The 25,162-nt window shown below is 64.3% G+C and carries 23 protein-coding genes and 1 pseudogene; 13 read left to right on the forward strand and 11 right to left on the reverse strand.

From position 1 onward, the window contains the following. Positions 1 to 13 precede the first annotated feature (13 nt). Positions 14 to 2,101 (reverse strand): TonB-dependent receptor, encoded by a 2,088-nt coding sequence (locus ABL838_RS33520; protein WP_418126059.1) that lies wholly within the window; start codon positions 2,099 to 2,101, stop codon positions 14 to 16. Between the two features lie 993 nt (positions 2,102 to 3,094). On the opposite strand from ABL838_RS33520, the gene ABL838_RS33525 reads away from it, so the two are divergent. Continuing rightward, positions 3,095 to 4,189: a tetratricopeptide repeat protein gene (locus tag ABL838_RS33525; RefSeq protein ID WP_418126060.1), complete on the forward strand. Its 1,095-nt coding sequence runs from the start codon at positions 3,095 to 3,097 to the stop codon at positions 4,187 to 4,189. Between the two features lie 13 nt (positions 4,190 to 4,202). Then, positions 4,203 to 4,463, forward strand: coding sequence for a hypothetical protein (locus ABL838_RS33530; protein ID WP_418126061.1), 261 nt, complete (start codon positions 4,203 to 4,205; stop codon positions 4,461 to 4,463). Positions 4,464 to 4,572: 109 nt separating this feature from the next. Here the strand turns inward: ABL838_RS33530 and ABL838_RS33535 are convergent. Further along, positions 4,573 to 4,997: pseudogene (locus tag ABL838_RS33535) on the reverse strand (transposase); the annotation flags it as partial. A 406-nt stretch (positions 4,998 to 5,403) separates the two neighbouring features. Here ABL838_RS33535 and ABL838_RS33540 point away from each other — a divergent pair. Beyond that, positions 5,404 to 5,754 carry a hypothetical protein gene (locus ABL838_RS33540; RefSeq protein ID WP_418126062.1) on the forward strand — a complete coding sequence of 117 codons (351 nt, stop codon included), beginning with the start codon at positions 5,404 to 5,406 and terminating at the stop codon, positions 5,752 to 5,754. A gap of 120 nt (positions 5,755 to 5,874) precedes the next feature. Then, positions 5,875 to 6,096: a hypothetical protein gene (locus tag ABL838_RS33545; protein WP_418126063.1), complete on the forward strand. Its 222-nt coding sequence runs from the start codon at positions 5,875 to 5,877 to the stop codon at positions 6,094 to 6,096. Positions 6,097 to 6,119: 23 nt separating this feature from the next. Here ABL838_RS33545 and ABL838_RS33550 read toward each other — a convergent pair whose 3' ends face one another. Next, positions 6,120 to 7,490, reverse strand: a complete 1,371-nt coding sequence (locus tag ABL838_RS33550) for a RepB family plasmid replication initiator protein (RefSeq protein WP_418126064.1) — start codon at positions 7,488 to 7,490, stop codon at positions 6,120 to 6,122. A gap of 656 nt (positions 7,491 to 8,146) precedes the next feature. Between ABL838_RS33550 and ABL838_RS33555 the strand changes: the two genes are divergently transcribed. The 6 genes from ABL838_RS33555 to ABL838_RS33580 all read left to right on the forward strand — a co-directional run bounded on the left by ABL838_RS33555 (position 8,147) and on the right by ABL838_RS33580 (position 16,635). Then, positions 8,147 to 9,301 carry an AAA family ATPase gene (locus tag ABL838_RS33555; protein ID WP_260319657.1) on the forward strand — a complete coding sequence of 385 codons (1,155 nt, stop codon included), beginning with the start codon at positions 8,147 to 8,149 and terminating at the stop codon, positions 9,299 to 9,301. A gap of 540 nt (positions 9,302 to 9,841) precedes the next feature. After that, positions 9,842 to 10,729 carry a ParB/RepB/Spo0J family partition protein gene (locus tag ABL838_RS33560; RefSeq protein WP_418126065.1) on the forward strand — a complete coding sequence of 296 codons (888 nt, stop codon included), beginning with the start codon at positions 9,842 to 9,844 and terminating at the stop codon, positions 10,727 to 10,729. Between the two features lie 1,524 nt (positions 10,730 to 12,253). Next, positions 12,254 to 14,119: a phage integrase family protein gene (locus tag ABL838_RS33565; RefSeq protein ID WP_418126066.1), complete on the forward strand. Its 1,866-nt coding sequence runs from the start codon at positions 12,254 to 12,256 to the stop codon at positions 14,117 to 14,119. A 253-nt stretch (positions 14,120 to 14,372) separates the two neighbouring features. Further along, positions 14,373 to 15,422 carry a Bug family tripartite tricarboxylate transporter substrate binding protein gene (locus tag ABL838_RS33570; RefSeq protein WP_418126067.1) on the forward strand — a complete coding sequence of 350 codons (1,050 nt, stop codon included), beginning with the start codon at positions 14,373 to 14,375 and terminating at the stop codon, positions 15,420 to 15,422. Between the two features lie 11 nt (positions 15,423 to 15,433). Then, positions 15,434 to 15,826: a chorismate mutase family protein gene (locus ABL838_RS33575; RefSeq protein ID WP_418126068.1), complete on the forward strand. Its 393-nt coding sequence runs from the start codon at positions 15,434 to 15,436 to the stop codon at positions 15,824 to 15,826. 131 nt (positions 15,827 to 15,957) lie between these two features. Then, positions 15,958 to 16,635, forward strand: a complete 678-nt coding sequence (locus tag ABL838_RS33580; RefSeq protein ID WP_418126069.1) for a hypothetical protein — start codon at positions 15,958 to 15,960, stop codon at positions 16,633 to 16,635. A gap of 567 nt (positions 16,636 to 17,202) precedes the next feature. Here ABL838_RS33580 and ABL838_RS33585 read toward each other — a convergent pair. The 4 genes from ABL838_RS33585 to ABL838_RS33600 all read right to left on the reverse strand — a co-directional run bounded on the left by ABL838_RS33585 (position 17,203) and on the right by ABL838_RS33600 (position 19,333). Beyond that, on the reverse strand, positions 17,203 to 17,607 hold the full coding sequence (locus tag ABL838_RS33585) for a tripartite tricarboxylate transporter substrate-binding protein (RefSeq protein ID WP_418126070.1): 405 nt from the start codon (positions 17,605 to 17,607) through the stop codon (positions 17,203 to 17,205). Between the two features lie 307 nt (positions 17,608 to 17,914). Beyond that, entirely contained in the window at positions 17,915 to 18,403 is a 489-nt protein-coding gene (locus ABL838_RS33590; RefSeq protein WP_418126071.1) for a hypothetical protein, read from the reverse strand. Positions 18,404 to 18,424: 21 nt separating this feature from the next. Next, the gene (panD, locus tag ABL838_RS33595; RefSeq protein ID WP_184642643.1) at positions 18,425 to 18,826 is read right to left on the reverse strand and encodes an aspartate 1-decarboxylase; all 402 of its coding nucleotides are present in this window, start codon (positions 18,824 to 18,826) and stop codon (positions 18,425 to 18,427) included. A gap of 285 nt (positions 18,827 to 19,111) precedes the next feature. Next, on the reverse strand, positions 19,112 to 19,333 hold the full coding sequence (locus ABL838_RS33600; RefSeq protein ID WP_418126072.1) for a hypothetical protein: 222 nt from the start codon (positions 19,331 to 19,333) through the stop codon (positions 19,112 to 19,114). A gap of 489 nt (positions 19,334 to 19,822) precedes the next feature. On the opposite strand from ABL838_RS33600, the gene ABL838_RS33605 reads away from it, so the two are divergent. Then, a complete protein-coding gene (locus tag ABL838_RS33605) occupies positions 19,823 to 20,323 on the forward strand; it encodes a MarR family winged helix-turn-helix transcriptional regulator (RefSeq protein ID WP_418126073.1) in 501 nt (166 codons plus the stop codon). Here ABL838_RS33605 and ABL838_RS33610 read toward each other — a convergent pair. Together ABL838_RS33610 and ABL838_RS33615 are read right to left on the reverse strand one after the other, a co-directional pair. Next, positions 20,320 to 20,772, reverse strand: a complete 453-nt coding sequence (locus ABL838_RS33610; RefSeq protein WP_418126074.1) for a nuclear transport factor 2 family protein — start codon at positions 20,770 to 20,772, stop codon at positions 20,320 to 20,322. The two genes, ABL838_RS33605 and ABL838_RS33610, sit on opposite strands and share 4 nt — an antisense overlap. Positions 20,773 to 20,774: 2 nt before the next feature. Beyond that, on the reverse strand, positions 20,775 to 21,239 hold the full coding sequence (locus ABL838_RS33615) for a PaaI family thioesterase (RefSeq protein WP_418126075.1): 465 nt from the start codon (positions 21,237 to 21,239) through the stop codon (positions 20,775 to 20,777). Between the two features lie 30 nt (positions 21,240 to 21,269). On the opposite strand from ABL838_RS33615, the gene ABL838_RS33620 reads away from it, so the two are divergent. Then, entirely contained in the window at positions 21,270 to 21,686 is a 417-nt protein-coding gene (locus tag ABL838_RS33620) for a hypothetical protein (RefSeq protein ID WP_418126076.1), read from the forward strand. 73 nt (positions 21,687 to 21,759) lie between these two features. On the opposite strand, the gene ABL838_RS33625 is transcribed toward ABL838_RS33620, so the two are convergent. After that, positions 21,760 to 22,008 carry a hypothetical protein gene (locus tag ABL838_RS33625; RefSeq protein WP_418126077.1) on the reverse strand — a complete coding sequence of 83 codons (249 nt, stop codon included), beginning with the start codon at positions 22,006 to 22,008 and terminating at the stop codon, positions 21,760 to 21,762. A gap of 365 nt (positions 22,009 to 22,373) precedes the next feature. Next, positions 22,374 to 23,837 (reverse strand): PLP-dependent aminotransferase family protein, encoded by a 1,464-nt coding sequence (locus ABL838_RS33630; protein ID WP_418126079.1) that lies wholly within the window; start codon positions 23,835 to 23,837, stop codon positions 22,374 to 22,376. A 103-nt stretch (positions 23,838 to 23,940) separates the two neighbouring features. Here ABL838_RS33630 and ABL838_RS33635 point away from each other — a divergent pair, with 103 nt between their 5' ends. Next, entirely contained in the window at positions 23,941 to 25,065 is a 1,125-nt protein-coding gene (locus tag ABL838_RS33635; protein ID WP_418126080.1) for a pyridoxal phosphate-dependent aminotransferase, read from the forward strand. Positions 25,066 to 25,162: the final 97 nt, after the last annotated feature.

Here is a 25,162-nt window from a genome sequence, read left to right on the forward strand (position 1 = left end):
CTTGCGCCCCTCCTCAGGAGAAGTCCATGCTGAGCTGAAGGCCGATGGTGCGCGGTGCGATCAGATTGACGCGGGCCGGTCCACCGGCGGTGCTCAGGGTGGTGTCGGCCGCCGTCTGGCCCCGACGGTTGGTCAGGTTGCGCACAAACAGCCCGATGTTGGCCTTGCCGATCTGCACACCGCCGCGCAGATCGATGGCGGTGTACGCGGGCATCCGATAGGCGGGAATGCCGGGCGCCTCCTTGAAGCTGTTCCAGCGGTCGCCGGTGTAGCGCAGCGTCGCACCGAGGTAGGCAGGGTTGCCGCCAAGCCTGAAGTCGTAGTCCGCCTGCAGCGCGAGCGAAAGCCGAGCCGTGTTCGGCAGCCTCTCGCCCGCCTTACCCCCGAGGTCACGGCTGTCGTCCACAAGCTTCGCGTCAATCGCGCTGAGCGCGGTTGCCAGGCGCAACGAGTCTGTCGGCGCGGCACGCAGCGTCCATTCGATACCGCGCGAGCGAGCCCGTCCAGCGTTGCCGATCCCGGAGAACCCGGCGCTGGACGTGAAGACCTGCATGTCTTTCCAGTCGATCTGGTAGAGCGCCACTTCTGTCGTGAGGCGGCCCGGCACGATGTCGCCTTTCCATCCCACCTCGTAGCTCCAAAGGCTGTCGGACCTGAACGAGGAGTTGTTGAGCGCGGTTCCGTCCAGCGGATTGATGACCAGCGGAAGCGGCCCGCCCGGGCGATAGCCGCTTGCCGCGCGGACGTACACCGCCTGCCGCTCGGCCGGACGCCAGCGGCCCGTCAGCAACCAGGTGGTCACGCCTTCAGAAGACTGGGACGCCGGCTGCGGCGCGGGGGCGAAGATGCCGCTGAAGCGCTGGTCCAGGTGCTGGCTGTTGCGACTGCGACGCACGCCCAGGGTGACGTCGGCTTCAGGTGTCAGGTAGTAAGTGCCGGTTCCGAAAATCGCTGTTTCACGAAATGTCGACGGAAACCTGGCATCAGCCAACACCGGATTCTCCGGCAGCTGGAAGGCATTGAAAGGCCGAAGGTTCTGCGTCTTGGAGCCGGACTCGTTCGTATAAAACATGCCCGCAAGCCATTCGAACTGGCGACTGCGCGGCGATGTCAATCGCACCTCCTGCGTCACCTTCCTGTTGTTGAAGGTGTAATCCATGCCATACGCGGAATTGACGATGCCGGTCGGCGCCAGCAGCGGACTGTAGAGCGCGGAGGAGTCCACCCTCCCGACGCTCGACGTGCGTTGCCACCCCGTGATCGAATCGAGAGTGGCCCACTTGAGGTCGACCTTGAGGGCGGCCGAGACGAGATCGTTGCGCACTTCGGAAGGCTCGCTCAGAAGCAGTCGCTTGGTCAGTGGTCCATCCACGGGCCGCCCCGAGGCGATATCTACATCTTCCGTCGAAGCGCCGTCGCGCCGCTGGTTCTGACTCAACGCGGTCAGGCGCAGCGTCACGTCCTTCGAAGGTGTGAGCAGCAAGGCGAGGCGAGCGCCATCTGTTTTGGAGCCGTCGACCAAGCGTCCGCCATGGTTGACGTCGCGCACGAATCCGCTCTCTGAGCGTTGGTACAACGTAGCGCGCAGTGCGGCGACACCCTCGCTCAGTGGCACATTCAGCATGCCGCGCAGCACATGGCCGCTCTTTCCGCCCTTGGTGCTCGAGGTCTCCGCGGTCGCTTGTGCGCCGAAGTAGCTCGGATCGGGTTCAACGGCCACGTACTTGATCAGCCCTCCCATCGCGCCGGCGCCGTAGAGCGTGCCTTGCGGACCGCGCAAGGACTCGACACTGGCGAGATCGAACAGGCCAAGGTCCAGCGAACTGGAACCGCCACCCGCATAGGCGGAACTCGACCCGAACGGCACGTCGTCTACGTACATGCCCACGGTCGCTCCCACTTGCGAGCCCGTAGAGATGCCACGCATCGTGATCTGACTTCCGCCAGTGCCACCACCCGACTGGTTGTGATTCATGCCAGGCAGCAGCGCAGCAAGATCGCTCAGTGATTGATAGCCTCCGCGCTCCATGTCTTCGCCTTTGAGGACATCGGCGGTCAGCGGGACCTCTCTGGCCGGTTCGCGTCGGCGCTGGGCCGTCACGCTTACCGATTCAATCGCCTTCGGCGCACTAGCAGGCTCGATTGGAGGTGCGGAGGACGAGGGTGCACTGGATTGCGCACTGGCCAGGAGGTGCATGCCACCGCATGCAATGGCAACGGCCAGGCGCAAGCACGGCGCCTTGAACTGGAATCTGGCGGAGGGAGGGTGGATCAGCATTTGTCTCGCTTTAATAATGAATGAGCCTTCATTTTTTATTGATTGTGCGGCGTTCCATGGCACGGCGCAAGAACTTCCGAGCTGGCGCTACGCTGGGGTATTCCCTACGCATCACGCTTCGGAAACGCTGTATCTATCGCGCCGCTTGCCTAGTTGAAATGGAGCTGTGCGGCGGCTCTCAGGACTAAGCGCCAAGAGCGCGATCTGGATGGCTGTGCGTAACGGGCATCAAGCTCGCGGCAGTGAAGACGGAAGCTTCGCAAACAGCGTTGGCACGACACCGCGCCGTCTGTGTTGGGCGTCGCGCTCAGCCTGTAGCCGTGTTGGATACCTACACGGAACGCGCGAGGCTCTCGAAGCGCAGGCTCAAGGGGTGATTTCCGGTCGGTGAGGACGATGCTCATTTAGCGGAAGAACTCGTCGCAGCCCAAAGTAGAGCTATGTGCAGACCCGATCCGGGAAAGGCAACTCGGCCGATCAAAATCATCGGTGCAGATCCTCAAACGCAAGGCAGCTTGAGAGCTTGAGCGCATGCCCGTTCGTTTCGAATCGAAAGACCGCTTTAGAGCACGCCGAGCGTCTCCTCTGGGCGCGATGGCGACATTCGGACTGCCCCACCAACCGGACGATGAGCGCACAGAGTGGCTGGCGCATTCAGCGCGAGATCCTCGATTTCGAGATCCACCTCTCATACGCCCCACGCCGACATACCACTAGCCGGGTAGTTTGTCTATCCACCAGGAAGAGGACTTCTCGAGCCCTGAACATCTCTGACACTCCTGCGAGGGGTATAGCAATTGGAATGAGGAGGTCATCATGCGATTGGCACTTTTTTCAGGCGCCGCACGCGCTCATTTCAGGGCCGCGCTGCTGCTGGCCGCACTGGCGATAGTGACGAACGCGTCTGCGGCGGATTCTTCTCCTGCCGAGTCGACAATCGAAACAGCCCAAAAGAATCTGGACCGTGCGGAGCGGCTTTACGGCCCAGACGAGCAACGAACAGCACACGCGCTCTATCGATTGGCCCAGGCCTATCGCGCGCAGAATCAGAAGCCCGCGACCATCCCGCTATTGACTCGCGCCCTGTCTATTCTTGACCGTACGAAATCACCTGATCCCTTTGTAGTTGTCCAAGTTCTCAACGATCTAGGATTGACCTACGCCGAACAAGGCCAGCCGCAGGAGGCGCTGCCATTCCTGCAACGAGCAGTCGACGTTGCGGAGACCTACTACAGGGCTAGCCCGAACCACTCCAATCTGATCACGCTCCTGGGAAATCTGGCGATGACCTACTCCAGGCTGGGGCAGCCGGCCGAAGCTCAGCGGCTCTATATCCGCATGGCGTACATGAGCGAGAAGACGTATGGTCCAGATGATCCGAGGACCGTCGAGATCAAGCAGCGTCATGACGACGAGAACCGCAGTCGCTCGACCAGGACGCGCGTTGCCAACATGGACTGCGAATCCATGAAGCGGACAGTCGTCGCGACCAAAGTTCCTCCCAACGCGTCCATCACGGCAGCCAATGAGACCGTGATGTTCATGACGAAGGCCGTGCTGGACATGATTGCCGCAAAGTGCCCCACCGAGCCAGGTGTGACTGCCGCGCAGATCGAGGCAGAACGTCAGCAGCGCGAACAGCAATACGCAGCCGCAGAGAGGGCTTGCAATGCCGTGCAGTCCGGTGGTCGCAAATGCATACCGCAAGCGCACACGGCAACTGCCGCAGCGAGTGCTCCTCCAGTGGCTTCGCGAGCCTCCAACTCATCGCGCAGCGGCACGATCGCCTATGACCCGGTGACAGGCAAGTGCTACCCGGAGGGCAGCCAAGAATGCAAAAACGTCCCAGGAACCACTTCGGATTCCAGCTCCGGCGGCTCATCCGGCCGAGGCATTCGCACGGCGCGCTAGGTCCGCAATCCGCATGGCCAGTTCGCCGTTGCTTCTCTACTACGACATGAGCGAGAAGCTGTCGGATCACCTGCGCGCGACTCGCGCATATCCGCTGAAGTTCGTGCTCAGCCCACTGCTGCACAAAGACTATCTGCGCGACGTGGCGCTGCTCGGTGACTCTCGCGGCAAAAAGATGGACCCGGCGAACCACATGGGCGTGCCCATTGAGATTTCCGACGATTCGCGGGGTTTTATGGTTGCACTTGATGGCAAAGAAGTCCGCCTGATGTGACGCGGCTGTCGTGCAATTGATCCATGAACTGCTGCATCCGCAGAGATGTCAGTGTTGATATCCATGGAATCCTGACCCGGCGGGGGTGCGGCTAAACACTTGGACTGGCTTATGCCGCAAGTCCAAGGCTCACCCTGTATTCGATGGGGCTGAGAGCGCCAAGAGAGATCTTGATCCGCTTCTCGTTGTACCAGCGGATGCACGAGTCGAGCGCTGCTCAATGGTGGCGTTCTTCCAGTCTCGAGGATAGAACAGCTCGTTCTTGAGCCGACCGAAGAAGCCTTCGCAAGCTGCGTTATCAGGTGAGCATGCCTTGTGAGACATCGAGCGGGCGAACTTCGCGTCGCTCATTCTTGATAGCCAGTCCGGCCAGCGGTAGTGGCCTCCTCGGTCGGAGTGGACCACGGGCCGATCGGCTGTGTTCGCCACCGTCTCGATGGCTGCGTCCAGCATCGTGTTGACCAAATCAGCGTCCGGGCTGGTCCCAATGGTCCAGCTGACCACCATTCCGTCGAAGCAGTCGATGATCGGCGAGAACTACCTCCTGGTAGTCCAAGTTTTCGTCCGCACCCCCACTGGGTCACTTCTGGACGGAAATCAACACTCAGTAGTAACACATACCCAAAACAACGTCCGCACCCATTTATGACGTGAAAGCATTCGTCTACCGGAGAGCAAGATCGCGTCCAATGGATTCGGGAATCCCCTGCAGGTGAGCTGGGTCTGCCGCCCTGGCCGTGAGCTCCCTCGGGCTTCTCATTCATCGCCGGACCGATCGCCGATCTTCACCGGATCTCGATCGAACCCACTCCGCTTCTCTACCAACGCACGCCATAACCATGCCCCTGGGTCTTAGCGGCTCGCATGACAGGAACAGACACACAGAGTCCGTCTTGCGAGGACTCCCCGGGGGCTGAATTCCCAATGTTGGAGGTAATCCATGTTCTTGAATGGCTTCGCGAAACGCATGATCACTGTGATCGTGCCTGTCTCCGCGCTGATGGCCGCATCGTTCGCGACTGCGGGGGTAAGCTGGTCTTTCGGCATCAGCGTACCCGCGCCTGCCGTCCTCGCACCAGCGCCGATCTACTACGAGCCCGCGCCGGCCTATGTCGTGCCTGCGCCTTGGTACGACCCTCCGCCGGTTCTCCTGCGTCCCGTGCCTCCGGTCTACTACCGACCGATAGCACCAGCCTCACAAGCGCCGGTCACCTCGCTGCGCGTCGAGCACAACAGCTATCACAGCAACCATTACCACTACCACGATTACGACGGGTATGACGACGACTGATGCCGTCGCGCCCTGAGATCTCGTAGCGCAACGGGCTTGCCTGTACGAGATCAGGGACCCGAGGCCAAGGTGCAGCGTTTACCGTCCCTGTCGGCCTTTCCTATGGACAGAACAAAGATCTTGGCAACCATCGTTGAAATGGGGCGCGAGGGTTTGGGGTACGCGCCAGCGGATGCGCTTGACGTCGTCGCCGAGCTGATCGCGAGGGAAGACACGCAAGGCAGCTCCTACGATATCAACGTCGAGAGACTCCTGCGTGTGGGAACCACGATCTGGAGCCTGAGGCACGGGTCTTCCTGCCCGGCAGCGGCCCGGGTGGGTCGCGCTAAAGCGTTGGCCTGACCAATGCGGCGCGACGAAGCGGCCTACATTCCCGCGACGCCCTGGGCCAGCGCGAAATCAAGCAGCACACGATCCGAGGGCTCCTCGGGCCAGGTGACCTGTGCCAGCCAGCGATGGAAGGTCGTCGCCGCGATGCGGCTGGCTGGCCCGTCGCGGCGCCAGGCCCGCGCAATGGGTGCGGCGATCTGTGCGAGCCGTTCGGCTTCGAAGCGCGACCGCATCTCGGCCTGCATGGTCTCGGGCATCTCCAGATAGAGCGCCTTGGCCTTTTGCATGCGGTCGTTCTCCCACAACTCGCGGATGCGGTGCATGCGGTCCTCGCCGCTGGGCGCAGCGGCCCGTCCCCGGGTCAGCGTAAGCGCGGATGCCGGTTCGGAGACTTCGATGGCCCCCTTCACGCCTGCATATCCCTTCTTCAGCGCGTCCTTGAAATACGCCGCCGGTGATTTGAGTTCCGGTAGCGCCTGGCTGCGAAGACGTTGCTCCACGTGCTCGAGGGTGCCGCGCAACTGCCCTTCGTCCGTGGTCGCGTACAGATCCTGGGCTTCGTCCTGCTTCAGGCCGAGCGCGATGAGCTTGCCGACAAGTTCGAGGTCGAACACGTTGCGGCTCGGATCGTCTGCGGCGCCCAGGCGCTGCTGCAGCTTGGGCAGGACGCGGAACTGGATCTCCTCGACGCGCCGCCCCTGCTTGTGTTCGATGAGCTCGAGGCTGAAGTCCTCACACAGGGCATCGATCTCGGCCAGTGCCTTGCTGATGACATCGCGCTTGAGAAAGCGGTAGTCGACCTCGGTGATGTCGCTGCGCCCAGTGAGCACGGCCGCCCACCACAGAACGTCCTCGCGCATGGACAGCCGGCTCGGCGAACTCAGGTAGCGTGCGCCGATCTCGTAGAGAACGGCAGCCGGGTAGCTGCGCATCTGGCCGCTGATCTCCAGCAGCACTCGGGTGTACTGGTGCGGCTTGACCAGCCGTTCGCGGATCTCCTCGGGATAGCGCCAGGTGATGGTGCAGGGCCGGCCCCTGCCCTGTTCCTCGATGGTGACGGTTCCGAGCAACTGGGAGGAAACCCAGCGCTTCAGGCCGGTGCCGCTGGTCGACCATTCGATGGTGGTCGCCTGCATGTCGCGCAGGTGCGATTTCAGCAGTTCCGTGTTGTTGGAGTTGAAACGGGCATCGCCAATCAGTTCACTGAGGGCGAGCTTGTAGACGGGTTCGTCAACGCCCTGGCGTTGAGAGTGGTAGAGCAGCGCGTTGTAGATACGGCGCGACAGCAGCGTGAGGCGGCCCCGCTTGGGTCGGATCGCGATGGCCTCGTTGGCCTTGGCAACGCTTTGTTCATCAGGGGCCGGCGGCGGTTTGAGCGGCTGTCGCGGAACTTCGCCGTCTTCCATGAGGCCTCTTTCAGATATCTGCAGTTTCACATCATGCCGTTGTTTTGTGAATCGGTCAATTTACAAACGCACGCTGGACCCCTCTTGAGACTTTGAAAAGAAACACTTGAAGGGATTGAAGATTTGACGAAGCGATTTTCTGAACGCTGACAAGGACTTGCATGCATTGATGTGAGCACGATTGGGATTTCGTGTGAGAGGTTTTGGGATTAAATGTGAGATCGGATGGGGTTTGAAGGCGCTTGACGTGTGAGCGGTTGGGATTTGACGTGAGTGGATTGGGGGGCGCCAAGCGATGTGGGCCGTAAAGGGACCGTGGACGCATGGGTTCGCCCCAGGAACGCGGCTGAAGCCGGGTGCAAGGAGGGGTGACTGGTGGATCGACGGTGATTTTGTTCGCCTCGGACGCCTGCACCTGAAGGAGAATCCCAAAGAACCTCACCTTGGTCCCCAAACCCTCTCACAATTGACAGGGTCGATTGCCTGGGTTCTTTGCGGATCTTGTTCATTCGACGGAATCCCATAGAATGGCTGAATTCTGTCGAATAAGGCTATTCTTCATGGCATTGCCCGCCCCTGCCGGTGCTGGAAACCAGGTTTCCACGTCCGCCCCCTCTTCTTCCTTGCCCCCCTCCCCTGCTCGCGCACGCATCGACATGCCGCGCATCGCGGCGTTGGCCGTGCGTGCCGGCTCGATGGTCGAGCAAATCCGTGGCCGCCTGCTGGCGCCCGAAGCGCGCAAGGTCGCGCCGATCTACTCCACCGCCCAGCTGGCAGCCTTGTGCGGCGTCGACAAGGCGCATGTGGCTTACCGCATCACTAAGGAAGATCTGCCCAGTGGCCGGCTGACGCCGGCCGGCGGCAAGCGCAACTTCGAACTCAGCGAGCTGCGCAGCTGGACCCGGACCTATCGCGCGGACAAGATGCGCCCGGCTGGGAAAAAGGCATTCACGATCGCGGTGGGCAACTTCAAGGGCGGCGTCGCCAAAACGACGACCGCCATGGTTCTGGCGCAGGGACTGAGCCTGCGCGGCCACCGGGTGCTGGCTATCGACACCGATCCGCAGGGGTCGCTCACGACCCTGCACGGTCTGCTGCCCGAAGCGGAGATCAGCGAGGACATGACGATCGCACCACTGTGCGATGGCAGTCAGTCCGACATCCGCTACGCGATCCGCTCGACCTACTGGGATGGGCTCGACCTGGTGGCTGCGGCCCCTTTCCTTTTCTCGGCCGAGTTCGCACTGCCGGCGCGGCAGATGCAGGAGCCGGGCGCGCGTTTCTGGGATGTGCTCAACGCCGGCCTGGAAAGCGTGCGCGATCTCTATGACGTGATCGTCATCGACACGCCCCCTTCGCTGTCCTACGTGACCATCAACGCGCTGTGGGCGGCCAACGGGATCGTGGTCCCGGTGCCACCCTCGGGCCTGGACTTCGCCTCGTCCGCGCAGTTCTGGTCGCTGCTCGCAGACCTGGGCGCCAACCTCGATGCGCAAGGCGGCGACATGGCCGGCAAGGCCTTCGACTTCCTCCACGTGCTGCTCAGCCGGGTGGACCCGAGCGACCCGGCCACGCCGGCCGTGCGCCAGTGGATCCAGGCCACGTATGGGGAATACACGCTGCCGGTGGAAATCCCGAAGACCAGCGTGACGAGCAACAAGGCGGCCGAGTTCGCAACCGTCTATGACGTGCAGAAGTACGAAGGCGCTGCCAAGACCTACAAGCGCGCTTCGGATGCCTATGACGCCTTCGTCGACTTGGTCGAGCAGTCCGTGGTGAGCAGCTGGTCGGACAAGGCACAGGTGCAATGAGGAAGACATCACTTCTTTCGAAGGGCATGCAAACGCTGGGTGGAAACCAGGTTTCCACGGGCCAACCGGCACCGCGTCGCTTGACTCACGGGGCGGGCGAACCGGCTGGCGGTCTCTCGCGGAGGACTGAAAGCTCCTGCGCGCGGTGGATCTCGCGTCGTTTGTTCTCCGCTGCCGGTCCTGCCTGGAAACCTGGTTTCCAGGCCTGGGAGCGGCGTCGTACGTGCTTTGTGGAAACCTGGTTTCCACAGCGATCGCGATGCCAGGGGGCGTTCGCATTCCGTCAGTCGGGCGCCGAGCGCTTCGCCTGGAAACCAGGTTTCCACCGCCAAGGAGGTTCCAATGGCTAGTACACGCAAACGCCTCGAAGCCTTGACCGCAGGACTGTCGATCCCCGAACCGGTGCCTGCTGCCGCAGCGCCGGTCGCTCACATACCGGCACCCCCAGTGTTGCCCGGCGTGGCTGTCCCGCCCGTGGTGGAAACCAGGTTTCCACCAGCCCAGACAGGCGCCATCGCCCCGCGCACGGGACCAGGTCAGATGCTCGCATTCCGCGGCCAGATGCAGGCCGTGGAAGGAGAGCTCGCCGCCCTGCGCGAGCGGTTGCTTCAGCACGATGGCTCGACGCCCACGCGCAAGCTCGACCCCACGACGATCCGCGCCTCGCGCTGGGCCAATCGCCATCCCACGTCGTTCGAGACCTCGGAGTTCGCTGCGCTGAAGGCCGACATCGAGCAGGCCGGCGGCAATGTGCAGCCGATCCTGGTGCGCGCCTTGGCGGATGAGCCGGGACGCTACGAGCTGGTGTTCGGTCACCGGCGTCATCGCGCATGCCTGGATCTCGGCATCCCTGTGCTGGCCGCGATCTGGCTCGACGAGCTGGGCGACATCGAGTTGTTCACGGCGATGGACCGTGAGAACCGGGAGCGTTCGGATCTCTCCGCGTACGAGCAGGGCGTGATGTACCAGCGAGCACTGGACGAGCAGCTGTTCCCGACCCAGCGCCAACTGGCCGAGAAGGTGGGCAGGAGCCACACCTGGGTTCGCAAGGCGCTGATGGTAGCGCAATTGCCATCGGCCGTGATCGAGTGTTTCCGCAGTCCCCTCGAGGTGCAGCACCGGCACGCAGAACAGCTCAATGCGGCACTCGACAAGGACCGCCGCAGCGTCCTGAAGCGCGCCGAGAAGCTGCGCGGCCTGAAGCTCGCGCCGGCTGCGGTGGTGGCGCGACTGCTGGGACTGGATGCGGGCGCAAAGCCGGAAAAGCTCGCCATCGAGAGCGAAGGCAAGACAGTGGGCTCCTGCCTGCGGGCGCCCGACGGCACCATCAAATTGACCTTGCTGCCTGGCACCGTGTCCGAACTCGCGCCGGAGGCATTGCTGAAATCCATGTCCGAGATTCTGCAAAAGGTTCGGCTGCTCGGCTGAGCAGAGACCCCCCGCCGGGCACGTGAGCACCGTTGGGAAATGGTGCCCACTGTGGCCGGACAGGGCAGGGGGCAGGCTGAAATCGGGTCAGCGACGGCGCTCGGCATGACCCAGATTTCCCCGCCGGTGTCTGGCTCCCGGCATCTTCCCGTCCAGACTGTTTTTCCTATAGCCCAGTTCCATCGGGCGCACTCAAGGCCAAGTGTCGAACGATCGGGCGCGAGAGGCTGCCCGATCCGGATGTGCTTCTGCTGGACGACCCACCGCTGCGCACAGGGCGCCCTCGGTCCCGGCAGCTTCGTGGTTCGCGACCCGGTGGGACGATCTGGTGGACGATTCTGATGCGTGTGGCAATCGCACGTCGGGATGCTCCCTGACGGTGGAAACCAGGTTTCCACCCTAGCTTCCCTGTAAACACCTCCATCCTCCGGTTCTTATCTGAAGGATTACTGATCACCAGTTGAAAGTTTGCACTCACTCCATGTCCACAATGCCGCGTGCTGAAATCCCAAAAAGTTGCACATACGACGAGCGCGATCAGGGGGTGCCGAAGACGTGGCAACCACAGGCTTCATGCGCAGTCCAAGATGGCGGGCCCGTGATCGTTCCGGCAAGTTCCGATCCAAGGACTTGGCGTCAACGAAATGCACGCGCAAGAAACGTGCTCAGGGCCGCGAGGACTGCTGGGATCGACTTGAGCAATACAGACGACCGCAGCCTGCCGGGACAGAAGGTGGGAGCGAGGATGCCGGCTTGAGCCTTGCATGGCGGAATCCTTAGGTTGCACAGCCAGTTGCAGCGCAAAGCGAAGGCAACCGCTCAACAGCGTGCCAAAGTCCAGCGGGAACCGGATCGTGGTGCTCGGCCATCGTGCGCAAAAAATCCCTATAGATCAACCACTTAGCGAAGGACCTGCGACTGCCTTCTTTGGTTTGCGCGTCCCGACAGCACAAATTATCATTGATGATTATGTGAATGATGCCGGCCTTGGCTGGAATGGATCTGGTCCAGCGGCAAAAACACGCTAGGGGGCGGGATGATTTCGCAGGACCCAGGGACGGTGGACCGATAGCATCGAGGAATACAAAGCAATGGGGGTTGTCGTGAGCACGAGGAAGGATGTCCTTGGTGGGCGCGCCAGTGACGCCGGTGTGCATCCCGGGCGGCAGGGCGCGGGCCAACCTGGACCGGGGCAAAGAGGTTGGAATCCCGGCAGCGCCGTGCACGCCGATCCGCAAGGGCGGGGGAGGGGGCTGAGCCGATGAGCCGCCATCCCGTGCCGAGCCGTGAAGAATTGGCGTCGCTGGACGATGACGAACTCGAGCGTCTGTCCCGCGAGTGGCGCGCGCGTGCCGCGCGCGGGGACACGCGGGCTTATGGCGTCGCCCATGCGTTGGAAGTCGAGTGGCGCCAGCGCGTTCGTGTCAGCCGAGCCCAGCAGTTGCCGCGACCGCCGGAGACCGAGCCGCGCCGCTGGTGGAAGTTCTGGAGGAGCCGACCGGGCTCCGTAGCTGCGCCATCCCCGTGAAGAAGGTCCCTCCGCGCAAGCTCCACCGCGGCCATTTCGCCTTCATGCGTGCGCTCGCCCAGGGCGTGGACGAGCGCGCCAGCTGGGAGCGCTACCTGCGGCTGGAGGGCGAGCATGTCGACCTGCGCACCGTGCGCCGCACGATCGCCTGGATCCGGGATGCTTTTGCCGCAGCCGCGCGCCGCGAGCGCAAGCCGGGTACGGCGCGCTTGATCCTGCTGGACCCCGAGCGTTTCACCGCGACGCCGGCGCTGCCGAGCCTGGCCGAGTTCGCGCAAGCCCAGGGTCTGGAGGATTTCTCGGAAGCCGAGCAGATCGAGGCCTACGAGGCGGCCTTCGCGCAAGGCGGTGGTGCATCGGGACGGGGTCGCGGCCAGCCCTCGCGCCGTACGCGCGTCATCGAGCGCCAGCTCGAGGCGTTGCACTGGCTGGAGCGCCTGGTCGCCCAAGACCCGCGCCCGGCAGACAGCGTGGCGGCTTGGCTGCATCCGGCACTGGCCGAGCGGCTGGAGCGCGCGGGGCTGGCGACACTGGCCACGCTGGTGGCGCACGTCAACCGCAGCGGGGCGCGCTGGTGGGTTCAGGTGCCGGGCGTGGGCCAGCGCAAGGCCGCGCGAATACTGGACTGGCTGCACGCGAACGAGCAGGTGCTCGGACTGCATGTGAGCGCTCACGCCAGCGTGCCGCGCGCGCAATTGGCGTCGTCCGTCTTGCACGGGGTCGTGCCGGCCGCCACCGCCTTGTTGCCCTACGAGAAATTCGTGCTGCCCGCCGAGTTGGACGGCCGCGCGGGCTCCTGCCGCGCCCCGCGGGAGGCCTGCCGGCTTGCGGCGTCTGACGACCACGCGGCCGTCGGTGCGTGGCTCGCTGCCAAGGGAAGCGCCGACGCGACCCGCACATCCATGAGTTCCACGCAGCGCTCCTATCGAAAGGAAGCGGAGCGGCTGCTGCTGTGGGCGGTGCTGGAGCGTGGCAAGGCGCTCTCTTCGCTCACGAGCGAGGATGCACAGGCCTACCAGGCCTTTCTGGAGAATCCGCCTGCCCAGTGGTGCGGTGCGCGCCATCACCAGCGCTGGTCCCCCATGTGGCGACCGCTGGAAGGCGCGCTGACGCCGGTCGCGCTGCGCCAGTCGCTGATCATTCTTCGCAGCCTGTTCGCTTTTCTGGTGCAGCAGGGTTACGTGGTGGGCAATCCCTTTGCGCAATCGGCACTGCCGCCCGATGCGCAGGGTCGCCTCGGCGCCCAACGGATGCTGAGCTTCGCGCAGTGGGATCACCTCGATGGATTGTTGCGAAGCCATGTGGACACCGAACCTGGACGGCGGCTGCGCCGGGGCATGCGCTGGCTCTATGCCACCGGGCTGCGCTTGGCCGAGATCACAGGTGTGCGCTGCGAGGACCTGCAGCCGGGGCCATCCTCTGTTCGCGGCGACAGCGACTGGCTGTTGTCGGTGACTGGCAAGCGCGGGGAGCGTCGGCAGGTGCCGGTGCCGATCGAATTGATCGATGAGTTGGGACAGGAGCTGGCGCGCCATGGTTTTGATCGGCAGGTGGATGCGCCCGGCAACCGCGGTGTTCCTTTGCTGGCCCGCTTCGGCACGGGGGCCGAGCATCCCGCCGCCTGGTCGCCTTCGGGGCTCTACCAAGCCATCAAGGCCTTTCTCGCGCGTGCCGCGCTCGGCCTCGAAGCGGCCGAAGCCGCACAGCTGAGAAAGGCCAGCACGCACTGGCTGCGGCACTCCCATGGGGCCCATGCCCTGCGTGGAAGAGAAGGGCGCGCGCCAGTACCGCTGGCGGTGGTGCAGAACAACCTCGGCCATGCGTCGCCGGCCACCACGGCGATGTACCTGTCGAAGTCCTGAAGGGCGGTGTCTGGCACGGCCGCGGTGCGGCACGGGCGCGCCATCGGCCGGTGTGCCGGCAGGTCGAGATTGTTGGGCGCGCCGTAGCGAACTTGCATCGCAGGCAAGCACACATGCGCGGCACTGCGCTTGTCAGGGGGCAGACGGGCCTGCCGCGTGTGGAGGTCATAGACAGCTTCTTGCGTACCAAGCAGGAGTTGATCGGGAGCGCTGTCGACGAAAGACTGGCGCCCCCATTTCAACTTCCAACATCATGTCCCTTCTGCTGTCTCGATCACCTTTCGCGCGCCTGATGTGCCTGACCGGCGCCCTCGTTTGGGCTGGCGCGGCCTGCGCGCAGCACATCGGCGCTGCGCGCGCTGAAGCGCACTCCCCGGGGACCTCGGGTCCTCCAGTCGAGGCGCTGAACTGGCCGACGCGGCCAGTGCGTCTGGTCGTGGGCTTCGGCGGCGGCTCCTCTCCCGACTTCGTGGCGCGCGTGCTTGCCGACCCACTGGCGAAGGCGCTGGGCCAACCCGTGATCGTGGAGAACCGGCCCGGCGCCAGTGGGAACATCGCGGCGGACATCGTCGCGAAGTCCTCCGATCGGCACACCGTGGGCATCCTCATCAATGGCAACATGACCATCGCCAAGGTCCTGAATCCGTCGATCTCCTACGACCCGCAGAAGGATCTGATGCCCTTGAGCATCATCTGCACGGCGCCGCTGGTGCTCGCTGCAACCCCGGAAGTCGCGAAGACCGACGCGCGGGGTTTTCTTGATGCGGCGCGCGCCGCTGGCAACAAGTGGAGCTACGGCACGCCGGGCATCGGCACGATCGGCCACCTCGGCATGGAGCTGCTGAAGGCCCGCACCGGCATCGGGGCCGTGCATGTGCCCTACCAGGGCAATCCACAGGTCATCACCGCTCTGGGCGGCGGGCAGCTGCAACTCGCCCTGCTGCCGCCGGGCCTTGCCGAACCCCAGGTCAAGGCCGGAAAGCTGCGCGCGATCGGGGTCACCTCGGCGCGCCGATCCGCGCTCGTGCCGGACTATCCGAGCTTGCAGGAAGCGGGGCTCAAAGGGTTCGAGCTTGAGATCTGGACCGCGGCTGCCGCTCCCGCCAGCCTGCCGGCGCCCATCGCGCGGCGCCTGAACGAGGTCCTCGCGGAGATCATCCGCTCGCCCGAGGTGCAGCAGAAGCTCTTCCAGCACGGCTACGAGGCCGTCGGGATCTCGGGCGACGCATTGCTCCATCGGGTGAAGACTGACACGGCGGCGCTCACGCAGATCATCGCGAGCCAGGGCATCAAGCTCGAATGAGGAGAGCAGGCATGACTACCCCATCCCAACGCCTGCACGGCGGCGCGGACGCGTCGGCCGCGGCCCCTGAGGCGATCTCTCCTTCATCTTCTTCCGCTCAGAGCGCTGCCGCCGAGCGGATCCTGCAGTCACTGCGCGACGAACTCGACGGCTTGGACCGCACGCTGCTGGAGACCCTGAGACAGCGACTGGACTGCTGCTGTCGCATCGGGCAGCACAAGCGCGACCATGCGATTGCGATGATGCAGCCGCACCGCATCGGCGTGGTGCAGGAGCGGGCGGCGGCCTTTGCCGCCGAACACGGCATGAGCCCGCCGTTCCTGCGCGCCCTCTACGAACTCATCATCGCCGAGACCTGCAGGCTGGAGGACGAGATCATCGGCGCACCTGCCGCTGCTGCATGAAGCCACCTCTCCTCCACCGGATCGCAAGGGGCTCGAGGCACACCCTCTGGCATCTCCACTGCCGTACGCCCCGCGAGGCTTCCGGCTGGAGGCGAGCCTCCCTTGGCCGTCCTGTTTTGCCGTTGAAACACATGATCATCTTTTCGACACTGGGCCCGCGAGGCAGCAACCACCACTTCGTTCTCGAGCAGTACCTCGCCGCGCACGGACTCGAACAGCTCGCACGCGTCGCCCTGTTCGACGACTTCCACAGCGGCGCGCGTGCTTTGGTGGCCGGCGAAGCCGACTACCTGCTGCAGTGCGCCGTTCATCCCGCGGCAGCGGAGATCACGGGCACCTATCGCAACGCCATGGTGGTGGTCGACGCCTTCGTATCTCCGAGCCAGCCGATGGCGCTTGTGCAGGCCAAGGGAAGCGAGGAAAACGCCTCCAGGGTGGGCGTGCAGCCTGCCACGCAAAGCTATGCCGACCTCTCCGCGTGGCCGGAAAAAGTCCATGAACCCACGGTGCTCGCAGTCCAGGCCGGCCTGGAGGAAGGCCGCTACGGCGCTGGCATCGTCTTCACGTCGTTCGCGGCTGCGCGCACCGAGTGCTTCGAGGTCGTCGAGCCCATCGGTACCGTGTGCGATGGCTGGATCGTCTACGGGCGCGAGCCCATCGATGAAGGCAGGGCCGTGGTCTGGAGGGACAGTCCCGTGGCACGTCAGTTCCGGCAGCGGACGGCACGACCGGTGAAGACGAGCGTTGTCCGTCCCTGGGCGAACGCCGGCCCTCGGCGCCAACCGCCGAAAGCCTGCGGGCCGTCCTAGTCCGGGATCGTCAACCGCATCTCGAAGGTGCCGACGATCGCGCCGCGCTCCCTCTGGCCTTCTTTCTCGGCGGCAGCCTTGGCCAGCAGCAAAGCGCGGGGGAGGCGCCATTGCGCGTCGTTTTGTGGCTCGCTTCTGAAATGTTCGGCCCATGCCAGGTAGGCTTGAGTCGCTGCGGGCGATCCAGATGGTCATGGAGCGTTCACCGAAAGCCCTCCCAGGCGGTGTGTGCTCCTGAGGGCTCGCGCCGTCGCCGCTCAACAAGATCTCATGGGTCATCGTGTCCCCCTCGCTCTGCGCGCAACGATGAAGCTTGTGCTGGGATGGCCCGTGGAGGCTTTTCGACGGCCCGGACGAGATCGGGCTCGCTGCAGCACGTGGGGGGACGCTCCTTCTGATTGGGAGGGCGGCCGTCGCCGAAGGCGGTGGACTGCCGCTCGCGACGACGGCGCTTGCCGGTGCGGCGCGTTGGATCCCACGCCGTGGCCGTACTCAGCCTGTGGGAGGCCCGGTCCGGATCGAGTCCTCACTGCCGTCGCCGTCGGTGCACGCAAGGCTTCCGCGCGCTCAATCCAGCGTCGCGCCGGACTGTTTCACAAGCTTCTGATGCTTCGTCATTTCGGATTGAAAGAACGCGGGTGCGAGATCGGGCCCGGTATGCAGGATGTTGAGGCCTTGTGCAGCCACGGCCGCTTGCGCTTCCGGTGACGCCAGGGCCGCCTTGATGGCAGCATGGTCGGCATCGACGATGGCCTTGGGCAGCACTGCCGGGCCAATGAGCGCGATCCAAGCATCGAAGCTGTACTTCCGCGCGCCGGCTTCTGCCAGCGTGGGAACATCCGGCAGCGCGGCGGAACGCGTCGGTGTCGAGATGGCCAGCGCTCGCAGCGCGCCGGCCTTGATCTGCGGCGCGACCTGCGAAATCGAAACGAAGCCCAGCTGGACCTGTCCACCGATGAGGTCGGTGAGCAAGTAGCGTGCTCGAGGTCGGCGATACGACGGCTCAGCGCCGAAGCAGCGATGTGCGCCGCGCCGCGCACGATCAAGCCGCTCGCGCGGCAGAGACAGAAAGGCGCACGCTGTAGGCGTCGATGCGTCGGGACAAGTGGAGCCTCTGGGGGCGCTGAAAGCCGCTTGGGAGATCGAAGAGGATGCTGAACGTGCAAGCGTAATGGAACGCTGGGCAGCGGCGTCACCAGATCGAGAAATTGGTAGCGATTGCCGGCCGCTCGAAGCAACAGCCCAAAGCTGCAGACGCTTCCTCCAAGCCTGCCGATGCTCAGTGTCCTGGCGGATCGGTACCCGAATCGGGTGGGACCTCGTAGAGGCTTGCCGGAAGGCCTTGCATCTGAGGACCATGGAGGGTGCATCCGTCGAGCGAGTCGCCTGCGTTCAGGGCGTTGTTCAAGGCAGCGACCACGGAGCTCATGTCGGCGATGTTTCGAAAGCGTGCCCGAGGTCCGTGGTGAAAGATGTGCAGCGCGATCGGCAGGGCATGCACGAAAGCGGACTCGGCGCGCAGTGGAATGCGCTGCCACGTCCCGTTCGCATCGAGCGCCTGGAAATAGTCCGGCAGCTTCAGGGTCGGGCACAGATGCGAGGCCAGCACCAGACCGAAGGCTTCGGGAATGCAGTCGCGCAGGCGGCGGGTGCCCATGTCGTCACCGATCAGGGCGATGAACTGATCGGCCAGACGTTCCTCGGTCGCCCCGTCCGCGCCGAGCAATTCGATGGCCTGCGCGACGATATCGGCCGAAATCTCGTTCATCGCGATGGGTGCTCGGCGTCTTCAGGCGATGGCAGCTTCGCCCGAGGCGGCCTGCACCGGGATGTGGGCGCGCTCTTCCTTGATGCGATTGGCACCGTCCACGAACACCAGCTTGGGCTGGTAGCTCTTCACATGGTCTTCCGGCACCAGGCCGAAGGCCGCAATGATGATCAGGTCGCCGACCGACGCACGGCGTGCGGCCGAGCCGTTGACCGAGATGATGCCGCTTCCCCTCTCGCCACGGATGGCGTAGGTGACGAAACGCTCGCCGTTGTTGATGTTCCAGATGTGGACCTGCTCGTTCTCGGCCAGGTTGGCCGCATCGAGCAGGTCCTCGTCGATGGCGCACGAGCCCTCGTAGTGCAGTTCGCAGTCTGTGACCGCGACGCGGTGGATCTTGGACTTGAGCAAGGTTCGGAACATGGAGCGAGGTCTTTCTCTCAGGCAAGAGGTGGATCGGTCTGGCGTTCATCGCTGGCACGGCAAAGGCAAAGCGCCTGCGGCCGCGGCGGGCGAAGGATAGCCGAGCGGATGCCGGCAGCAGCGCCAGGCGCAGGAGGGCCTGCGTCGAGCGCTGTTGGCCCTGAAAGTGTGTTTGCGCTTCGGCCCGGTGCTCGTGTGAGACTGGAGCCGGCGAGCGATCGGCCGCGACAAGAAGAGCACGGTCATCGGCGCTGCAGCGGGGGCGGTCGCTACAGCAGGCCTCGGCTACAACTGGAGCAGCATTCGCAACAAGCTCAACCGCCGGACAGTCGATGCCGGCACGCGGTTCATCGAACAGCCGGGCGGCTCCCTGAAGGTCAGCGTTCCCAGCCAGGTCGCCTTCGATACGGACAGTGCGACGATCAGACCGCATTTCGCCGCGTGCTTGACCAGGTGGCCCAGACCATCGCGCAGGAACCTGGCGTCACCGCCTGCGTGGTCGGCCATGCGGACAGCGCCGGCAATCCGATCGCTACATGACCCTGTCGCAACCCCGTGCGCGGAGCGTCGAGGCCTATCTGGTCGATCACGCGTCGCGAAAGAGCGTTGGATCGCCCGAGGGGCGGGGGCAGACCCAACCGGTTGCAAGCAATGCCACAGAAGTGGGCGCATGCACAATCGCCGTGCCGAGATCCACCTGCGGCCCGTGCGCGAGGCCAGGTAGTTGCTCTCGACCGAGTTCGCGCGGCTGTGGTCTTCGCACAGCTGATCGGCAAGCTGGCCCAGCCGACCACTTCCTCGCGCGAGAAACGGCACGTGCTGCGAACGCTGCGCTATGCTTGTGCGATGGTTGGTGAACTCCACTGCCGCGCTTCCAAGCGGGTCGAGATTGCTGGCATTCCCGACGTGCCAACTGGCCGGATGCGATTCCGCGGCCACATCGCGGAAAAAGCTGCGCCGGCGCGCCGAGCATGGCCCCGTGCGTGACGACAAGGTATGCCCAAGACTTCCTCCAAGCCGATTCATGTGCCGAACCCGGCTTTCGAACTGCCGCGCGTTGCCCGTGCGGGCATGCGCGAACTCCATCCACAGGATGGCGCGTTGCTGCTCATGCACTTCGCCTTTCGGGGCCTCGTGGTCAAGGCCGATGCCTTCCTGGCGGAGCACGGCCTCTCGCGCGTGCACCATCGCCTGCTTTACGCGGTGGCGCGCGCCGAAGGCATCTCGATCGGGCAGCTGATCGAACTCCTGGGCGTGACGAAGCAGGCGATGCACCGCCCTCTCAAGTTCCTTCAGGACGCCGGCTACGTCGTGGCCGAACGCGATGCGAACGAGCACCGCTCGAAGAGGCTGCGGCTGACGGCGCTGGGCGCGCGCATCGAGAAGCAGGCCTCGAAAAACGAACGCGAGGCGATGGAATCCGCACTGCAGACGGTGTCGCCCAATGAGCAGGACGCCTGGCGCAAGGTGATGACCGCGCTGGCCCGGCTGGCCTAGCGGCCGTGGACAGACAGCGGGCCGGCGGGCCACCAGGGGTGGATCGCGGCGAGCTGTGCAGCCGTGTCGGGGTACTCGCGAAACCGAGCGACCCTGCCGGCTGCCACTTCGAAGAGATGTGCCCATTGATTGTCGTAGCGGCGCTGCGTTGCGCGTGACGTGCACACGGCCTTGCCGGCCGCGACCGCTGATGCGGCCTCTTCGTCGACGAGGAAGCGCGCGGGTTCGAAGGCGTGGAAGATCAGGTGCGCATCCAGGGCGGCAACGAACCTGCGGACGCCGTCGTGTCCATGATGGGCACCCGCCCACGGCATGAAATCGGGGAGCCCGGGGGCTTCGAACTCGGAGTCGGGCGTCACCAGCGCGCACAGCGCATCGAGATCGCGCGCCGCGAAGGCCGCACAGCACCCGCGCACGGGATGCAGCAGTTCACCACGCGATGAGTGCATGCTCAGGCCGGCTTGATCATCAGCGTCGCCGAAGCGAGTGCATGCAGCTTGCCGTCCTGGCCGCGAATCTCCGCATTGCATACGCCCATGCTGCGCGTCTTCTCGAGCAAGCGGGCGGTGGCCACATAGCCGATGCCGGCCACCAGTGGGCGCACGTACTTCACGTTGAGGTCCACGGTCGAATATGGCGTGCCGGCGTCCAACGCAGAAAAAAGCGCCAGCGCGGCCGCGCCATCGAGGCAGGTCGCCGCGAAGCCACCGTGCACCATGCCCGCCGGATTCAGGTGGCGCGCGTCGGGCGTGACGGTCATGCAGACCTCGCCTGGCTGAACGCTCGTCAATTGCATGGGCATCGTGTGCGCGATGCTCGATCGCTCGATGCGCCCGGCCTGCATGGCCTGGAGCACTTGCAGTCCACTGATCGCGGGGGCTTCGGTGGGCGGCGATTTTTCGGTAGCATCTTTCATGTCAATATTATTGACCTTAAAGTGAAGGCGATGCAACTGGCAGGCTGGACGATCCTCTTGGCCCTGAACACCCTGTGGTTCGGGATGGGTGCGTTTCATTTTTCGTTGCGCCCGCACGCCGCGGCCCGGATGCTCGCTGCGCGCGCTCAACGCACGAGTCCGTTGTTCCATACGCTCAGCGACGCGATCCGCTTCCTAGGCGGGCTCAACCTGGCGTTCGCAGTGTTCTGCCTGTTGCTGCTCGTGTCCGCAGACCTTTTCCCCGAACGCGGTCAGCGGGCGCTGTTCGCTGCGGCGCTGGCCCTGGCGCATGCGAGCCAGTTCATGGTGAACGTCCTGATGCTGGGAAAGCACCGTCGTCAGGAAGCCGGTGCGTGGCCCGTGCTCGAGGGACCGATGCTCTTCATCTTTGCTATCGATGGTGTGCTGATGGTTGCCACGGCATAGTTGCCCTGTGGATCGCGCGTTGACTCTGTCCCTCGGTCCGGGCCCATGTACGGGCATCGCGGGTTTCGCGCAGCTACCAACGAGAGCTGATGAACAACACGCTCGAAGCGTCGGCCGGATGATTCCGGCCGCCGGCGCGGTGCCACTCAGGCCAAGCCGTGCCCAGCGGCGTGAAGCTGCCCAGTTCGTAGGTCGTATGCGTGGTTTGCTTGCGGTCTGGGCGGGTGTGCTCGGTGCGTATCAGTCTGTCGCCATCCCATTCGTAGACTGTTTTGCTTTCTTGGCCCTCGGGATGAATGTGCTCTTTGACGAACTTGCGCATACGTCGGCCATGGCGTCATGGGCGTCATAGGCGTAGCTACAGATGCGACTGGCGGCCTGGTCGAACACCTGCACGTCGACGAGTTGATTGGCCCCGTCGTAATGCGTGAGCAGCCTGCGATTGTCGGTGTCAATGGACTCTGTCCGATTGCCCGGTCGTCGTAACGGTAGCGGGGGTAAAGCGGCGACTGCTTGCGTGCCTTGATCGCTTTGACGTGTGTCGCGCCGGCCTTCTCGGCCGGACGCACCCGCAACTCGCACGCCCAGTAGGACTACACGGCGGGATGATCATGTGCTGCATCGATGCAGCTTGTCGATGCCAGGCTGAACAACTTGACTTCGCCGTCTCTGCAACATCGTCCTTGCTCAGCGCAACGCTTCCGCTGCGAGCGCTCCCAATGTACGCAGGCCCTTCTCGATGCGCGCGTCCCATCCGTAGCCCCCACTCAGCCGCATGCAGTGCGCATAGCGCCCACTCGCTGAGAACACCACGCCGGGAGCGAAGCACACCCCTTTCTTCAGCGCTTGCACGAACAACGCCCGTGTGTCGACAGTCTTGGGCAACTCAAGCCACAACACGAAATTACCTTCTGGTCGCGTGACCGTGGTGCCCGGCGGAAAGGCCTGTCCGATGGTGCGCGACATGCGCTCCAGCGTGTCGGCGAATTGACGGCGCAGGCGGCGCAGATGACGGTCGTAGTCGCCGTTAGAGAGAAATTCTGCAAGCGCAGTCTGTGCCAGCACCGGAGTGGCTAGCGTCGAGGCGAGTTTGCTCTCGAGCACGCGTGCCATGTGACGCCCCGGCACGACCCACCCGATTCGATAGCCCGGCGCCAGCGTCTTCGAGAATGAACCACAGTAGATGGTGTTGTCGTGGCGATCGAGCGCACTGAAGGGAATCGGCCGCTCCTTGCCGAAATGAATGTCACCGTAGACGTCGTCTTCGATCAGTGGCACGCGGTGCGTCGCAAGCAGGCGCAGCACTTCGCGGCGATTCTCCAACGACATCGTGAATCCCATCGGATTCTGGAAGCTTGAGGCCAGGACGCAGGCGCGCACCCGGCCTGCGACGAGCACCTCGCGCAGCGCGTTGACCACCACGCCGGTCTCGGCATCGGTTGGCAGCTCCACAACCCGGAGGCCGCGCATGCGTAACACTTGGAGGAGGCCAAAGTATGTCGGCGACTCGATCGCGACCGCATCGCCAGGTTCGGTGACCGCATCGAGTGCGAGTGCCAGGGCTTCGGTGCAGCCGCAGGTGACGGCGATGGCGTCGGGCGAAAGCGCCTGTCCGAAGCGCATGGCGCGGCGCGCAATTTCCATGCGCAGCGGCAGCTCACCGCGCGGCGGCGAGTAGGTGTTGAGGAGCGAGCCCTTCACGCGTGCGGTGCGCGCCAGGATGCGGTCGAGTTTCGAGGAGGCAAGGATCCGCGCGCTCGGTATGGCGCAGCCCAGCGGTACGTAGGCCTCGTTCGATGCGTTCTCGAGCAGTTGCAGCATCAGGCCCGACACCGCCACCTTGGTCGGATGCAGCGGCGGGCGCGGGGGAGCCGGCAGCGGCAACGCTGCGGACATGCGCGCAACGTAGTAGCCCGACCGCGGTCGCACCTCAAGCACCCCGCGATCCTCGAGCACCTTGTAGGCCTGCACCACAGTGTTCAGGCTTGCACGGTGCTGGGCGCTGATTTCACGCAATGACGGCGCGCGGCTTCCAGCGGGCAAAGTGCCGCTTTCGACGAGTCCAGCAATGAAATCGGCGAGCTCTTCGTAGCGAAACCGTGTAGCGAGTCGTGAATCGGAATCACCGGTGGGGCGTGCTTCAAACGACATGGCTTCAACTGTCTCCGTGCGAATTTCAAAAAACTGTGGCTGTTATCTACGCCTGAAAGCTCGCACCATCGATGGCAGCCACACAAGACGAATACAAGAAGCTATGGATCGATTTCCGAACAACGACATCATCTCGCTGATTTCGAGCGCGCCGCGTCACGACCTGGCCGAGAGCGTGGGGCCGAACCTCCGACTCGACGCGCTGTTCGATTCGGACCGCGCAGAGCTCGGCGCGCTTCAGCTGGGCTACGGCACTGCGGCGGGCGATGCGGCGCTGCGTGCGCAGATCGCCACCCGTTACGACGTGAATGCGGGCGATGTGGTCATCACCGTCGGAGGCATGCATGCACTATTTCTCCTTGCCCTTACGCTCTGCAGGCCAGGCGACGAAGCAGTGATCGCGCAGCCGGCCTTTCCGCTCGTACGCAATGCGCTCGGCGCAGTTGGCGCGACCGTGCGCTCGCTGGCGCTGAACTTCGACACTGGCTACCGGCTCGATGTTCGGGCGCTGCAGGCGCTGCTGTCGCCGAAGACCCGGATCGTGAGTCTCGCTTCGCCGCAGAATCCGTCGGGTGTCGCGATATCGCCTTCGATGCTGCACGAGGTGGCCGAGCTCATGCGCGCCCACGCACCTGACGCGTGGCTGATCGTCGATGAGACCTACCGCGAGGCGGCTTACGGCGTTGATCCGACGGCACCCAGCGCCAGCGCGCTGGGACCTCGGGTGGTCACCGTGGCGTCGCTCTCCAAGTGCCATGGCGCCGCGGGGCTGCGCATCGGCTGGGCGATCGTGCGCGACGCGACGTTGCGGCAATCGCTGGTCACGGCGAAGTTCAACACCGTGATCTCGTGCTCGCCACTGGACGAAGCACTGGCAGTCGCGGTCCTGAAGCAAGGGGAGCACATTGTCGCCGCTCGGCGGCAGCATCTCGCGCACAACCTGGGAACGCTCGAAGCCTGGATCGGTCGCCATGCCGAACGGATCGAATGGGTGCCCCCGGACGCTGGCGCGCTGTGCTGCGTGCGGCTGAAGCCGCAGGTCTATGACGACGCGGCGCTTCAGCACTTTCGGACGGCATTGCACGAATGTGATGTCCGCCTTGCACCCGGCCCCTGGTTCGGTGACGAACCTCGTGTATTCCGCCTCGGCTTCGGCCTCGCGACGAACGCAGAGCTTGCCGCCGCGCTGGACCGCGTGGGCCAGGCACTGGAGTGGGCTGCGGCCTGAGGTCTTGCAACGCAGGGGCTTGTGCTGGCAATGAAAGGTCATGCCGAAAAGCCCGAACAGAACTTGCGACCGCGGTACCACGATTGAATCACCTGAG

Origin of the sequence: Variovorax sp. 160MFSha2.1, assembly GCF_048305075.1 — a bacterium.
Lineage (GTDB): Bacteria > Pseudomonadota > Gammaproteobacteria > Burkholderiales > Burkholderiaceae_C > Variovorax > Variovorax guangxiensis.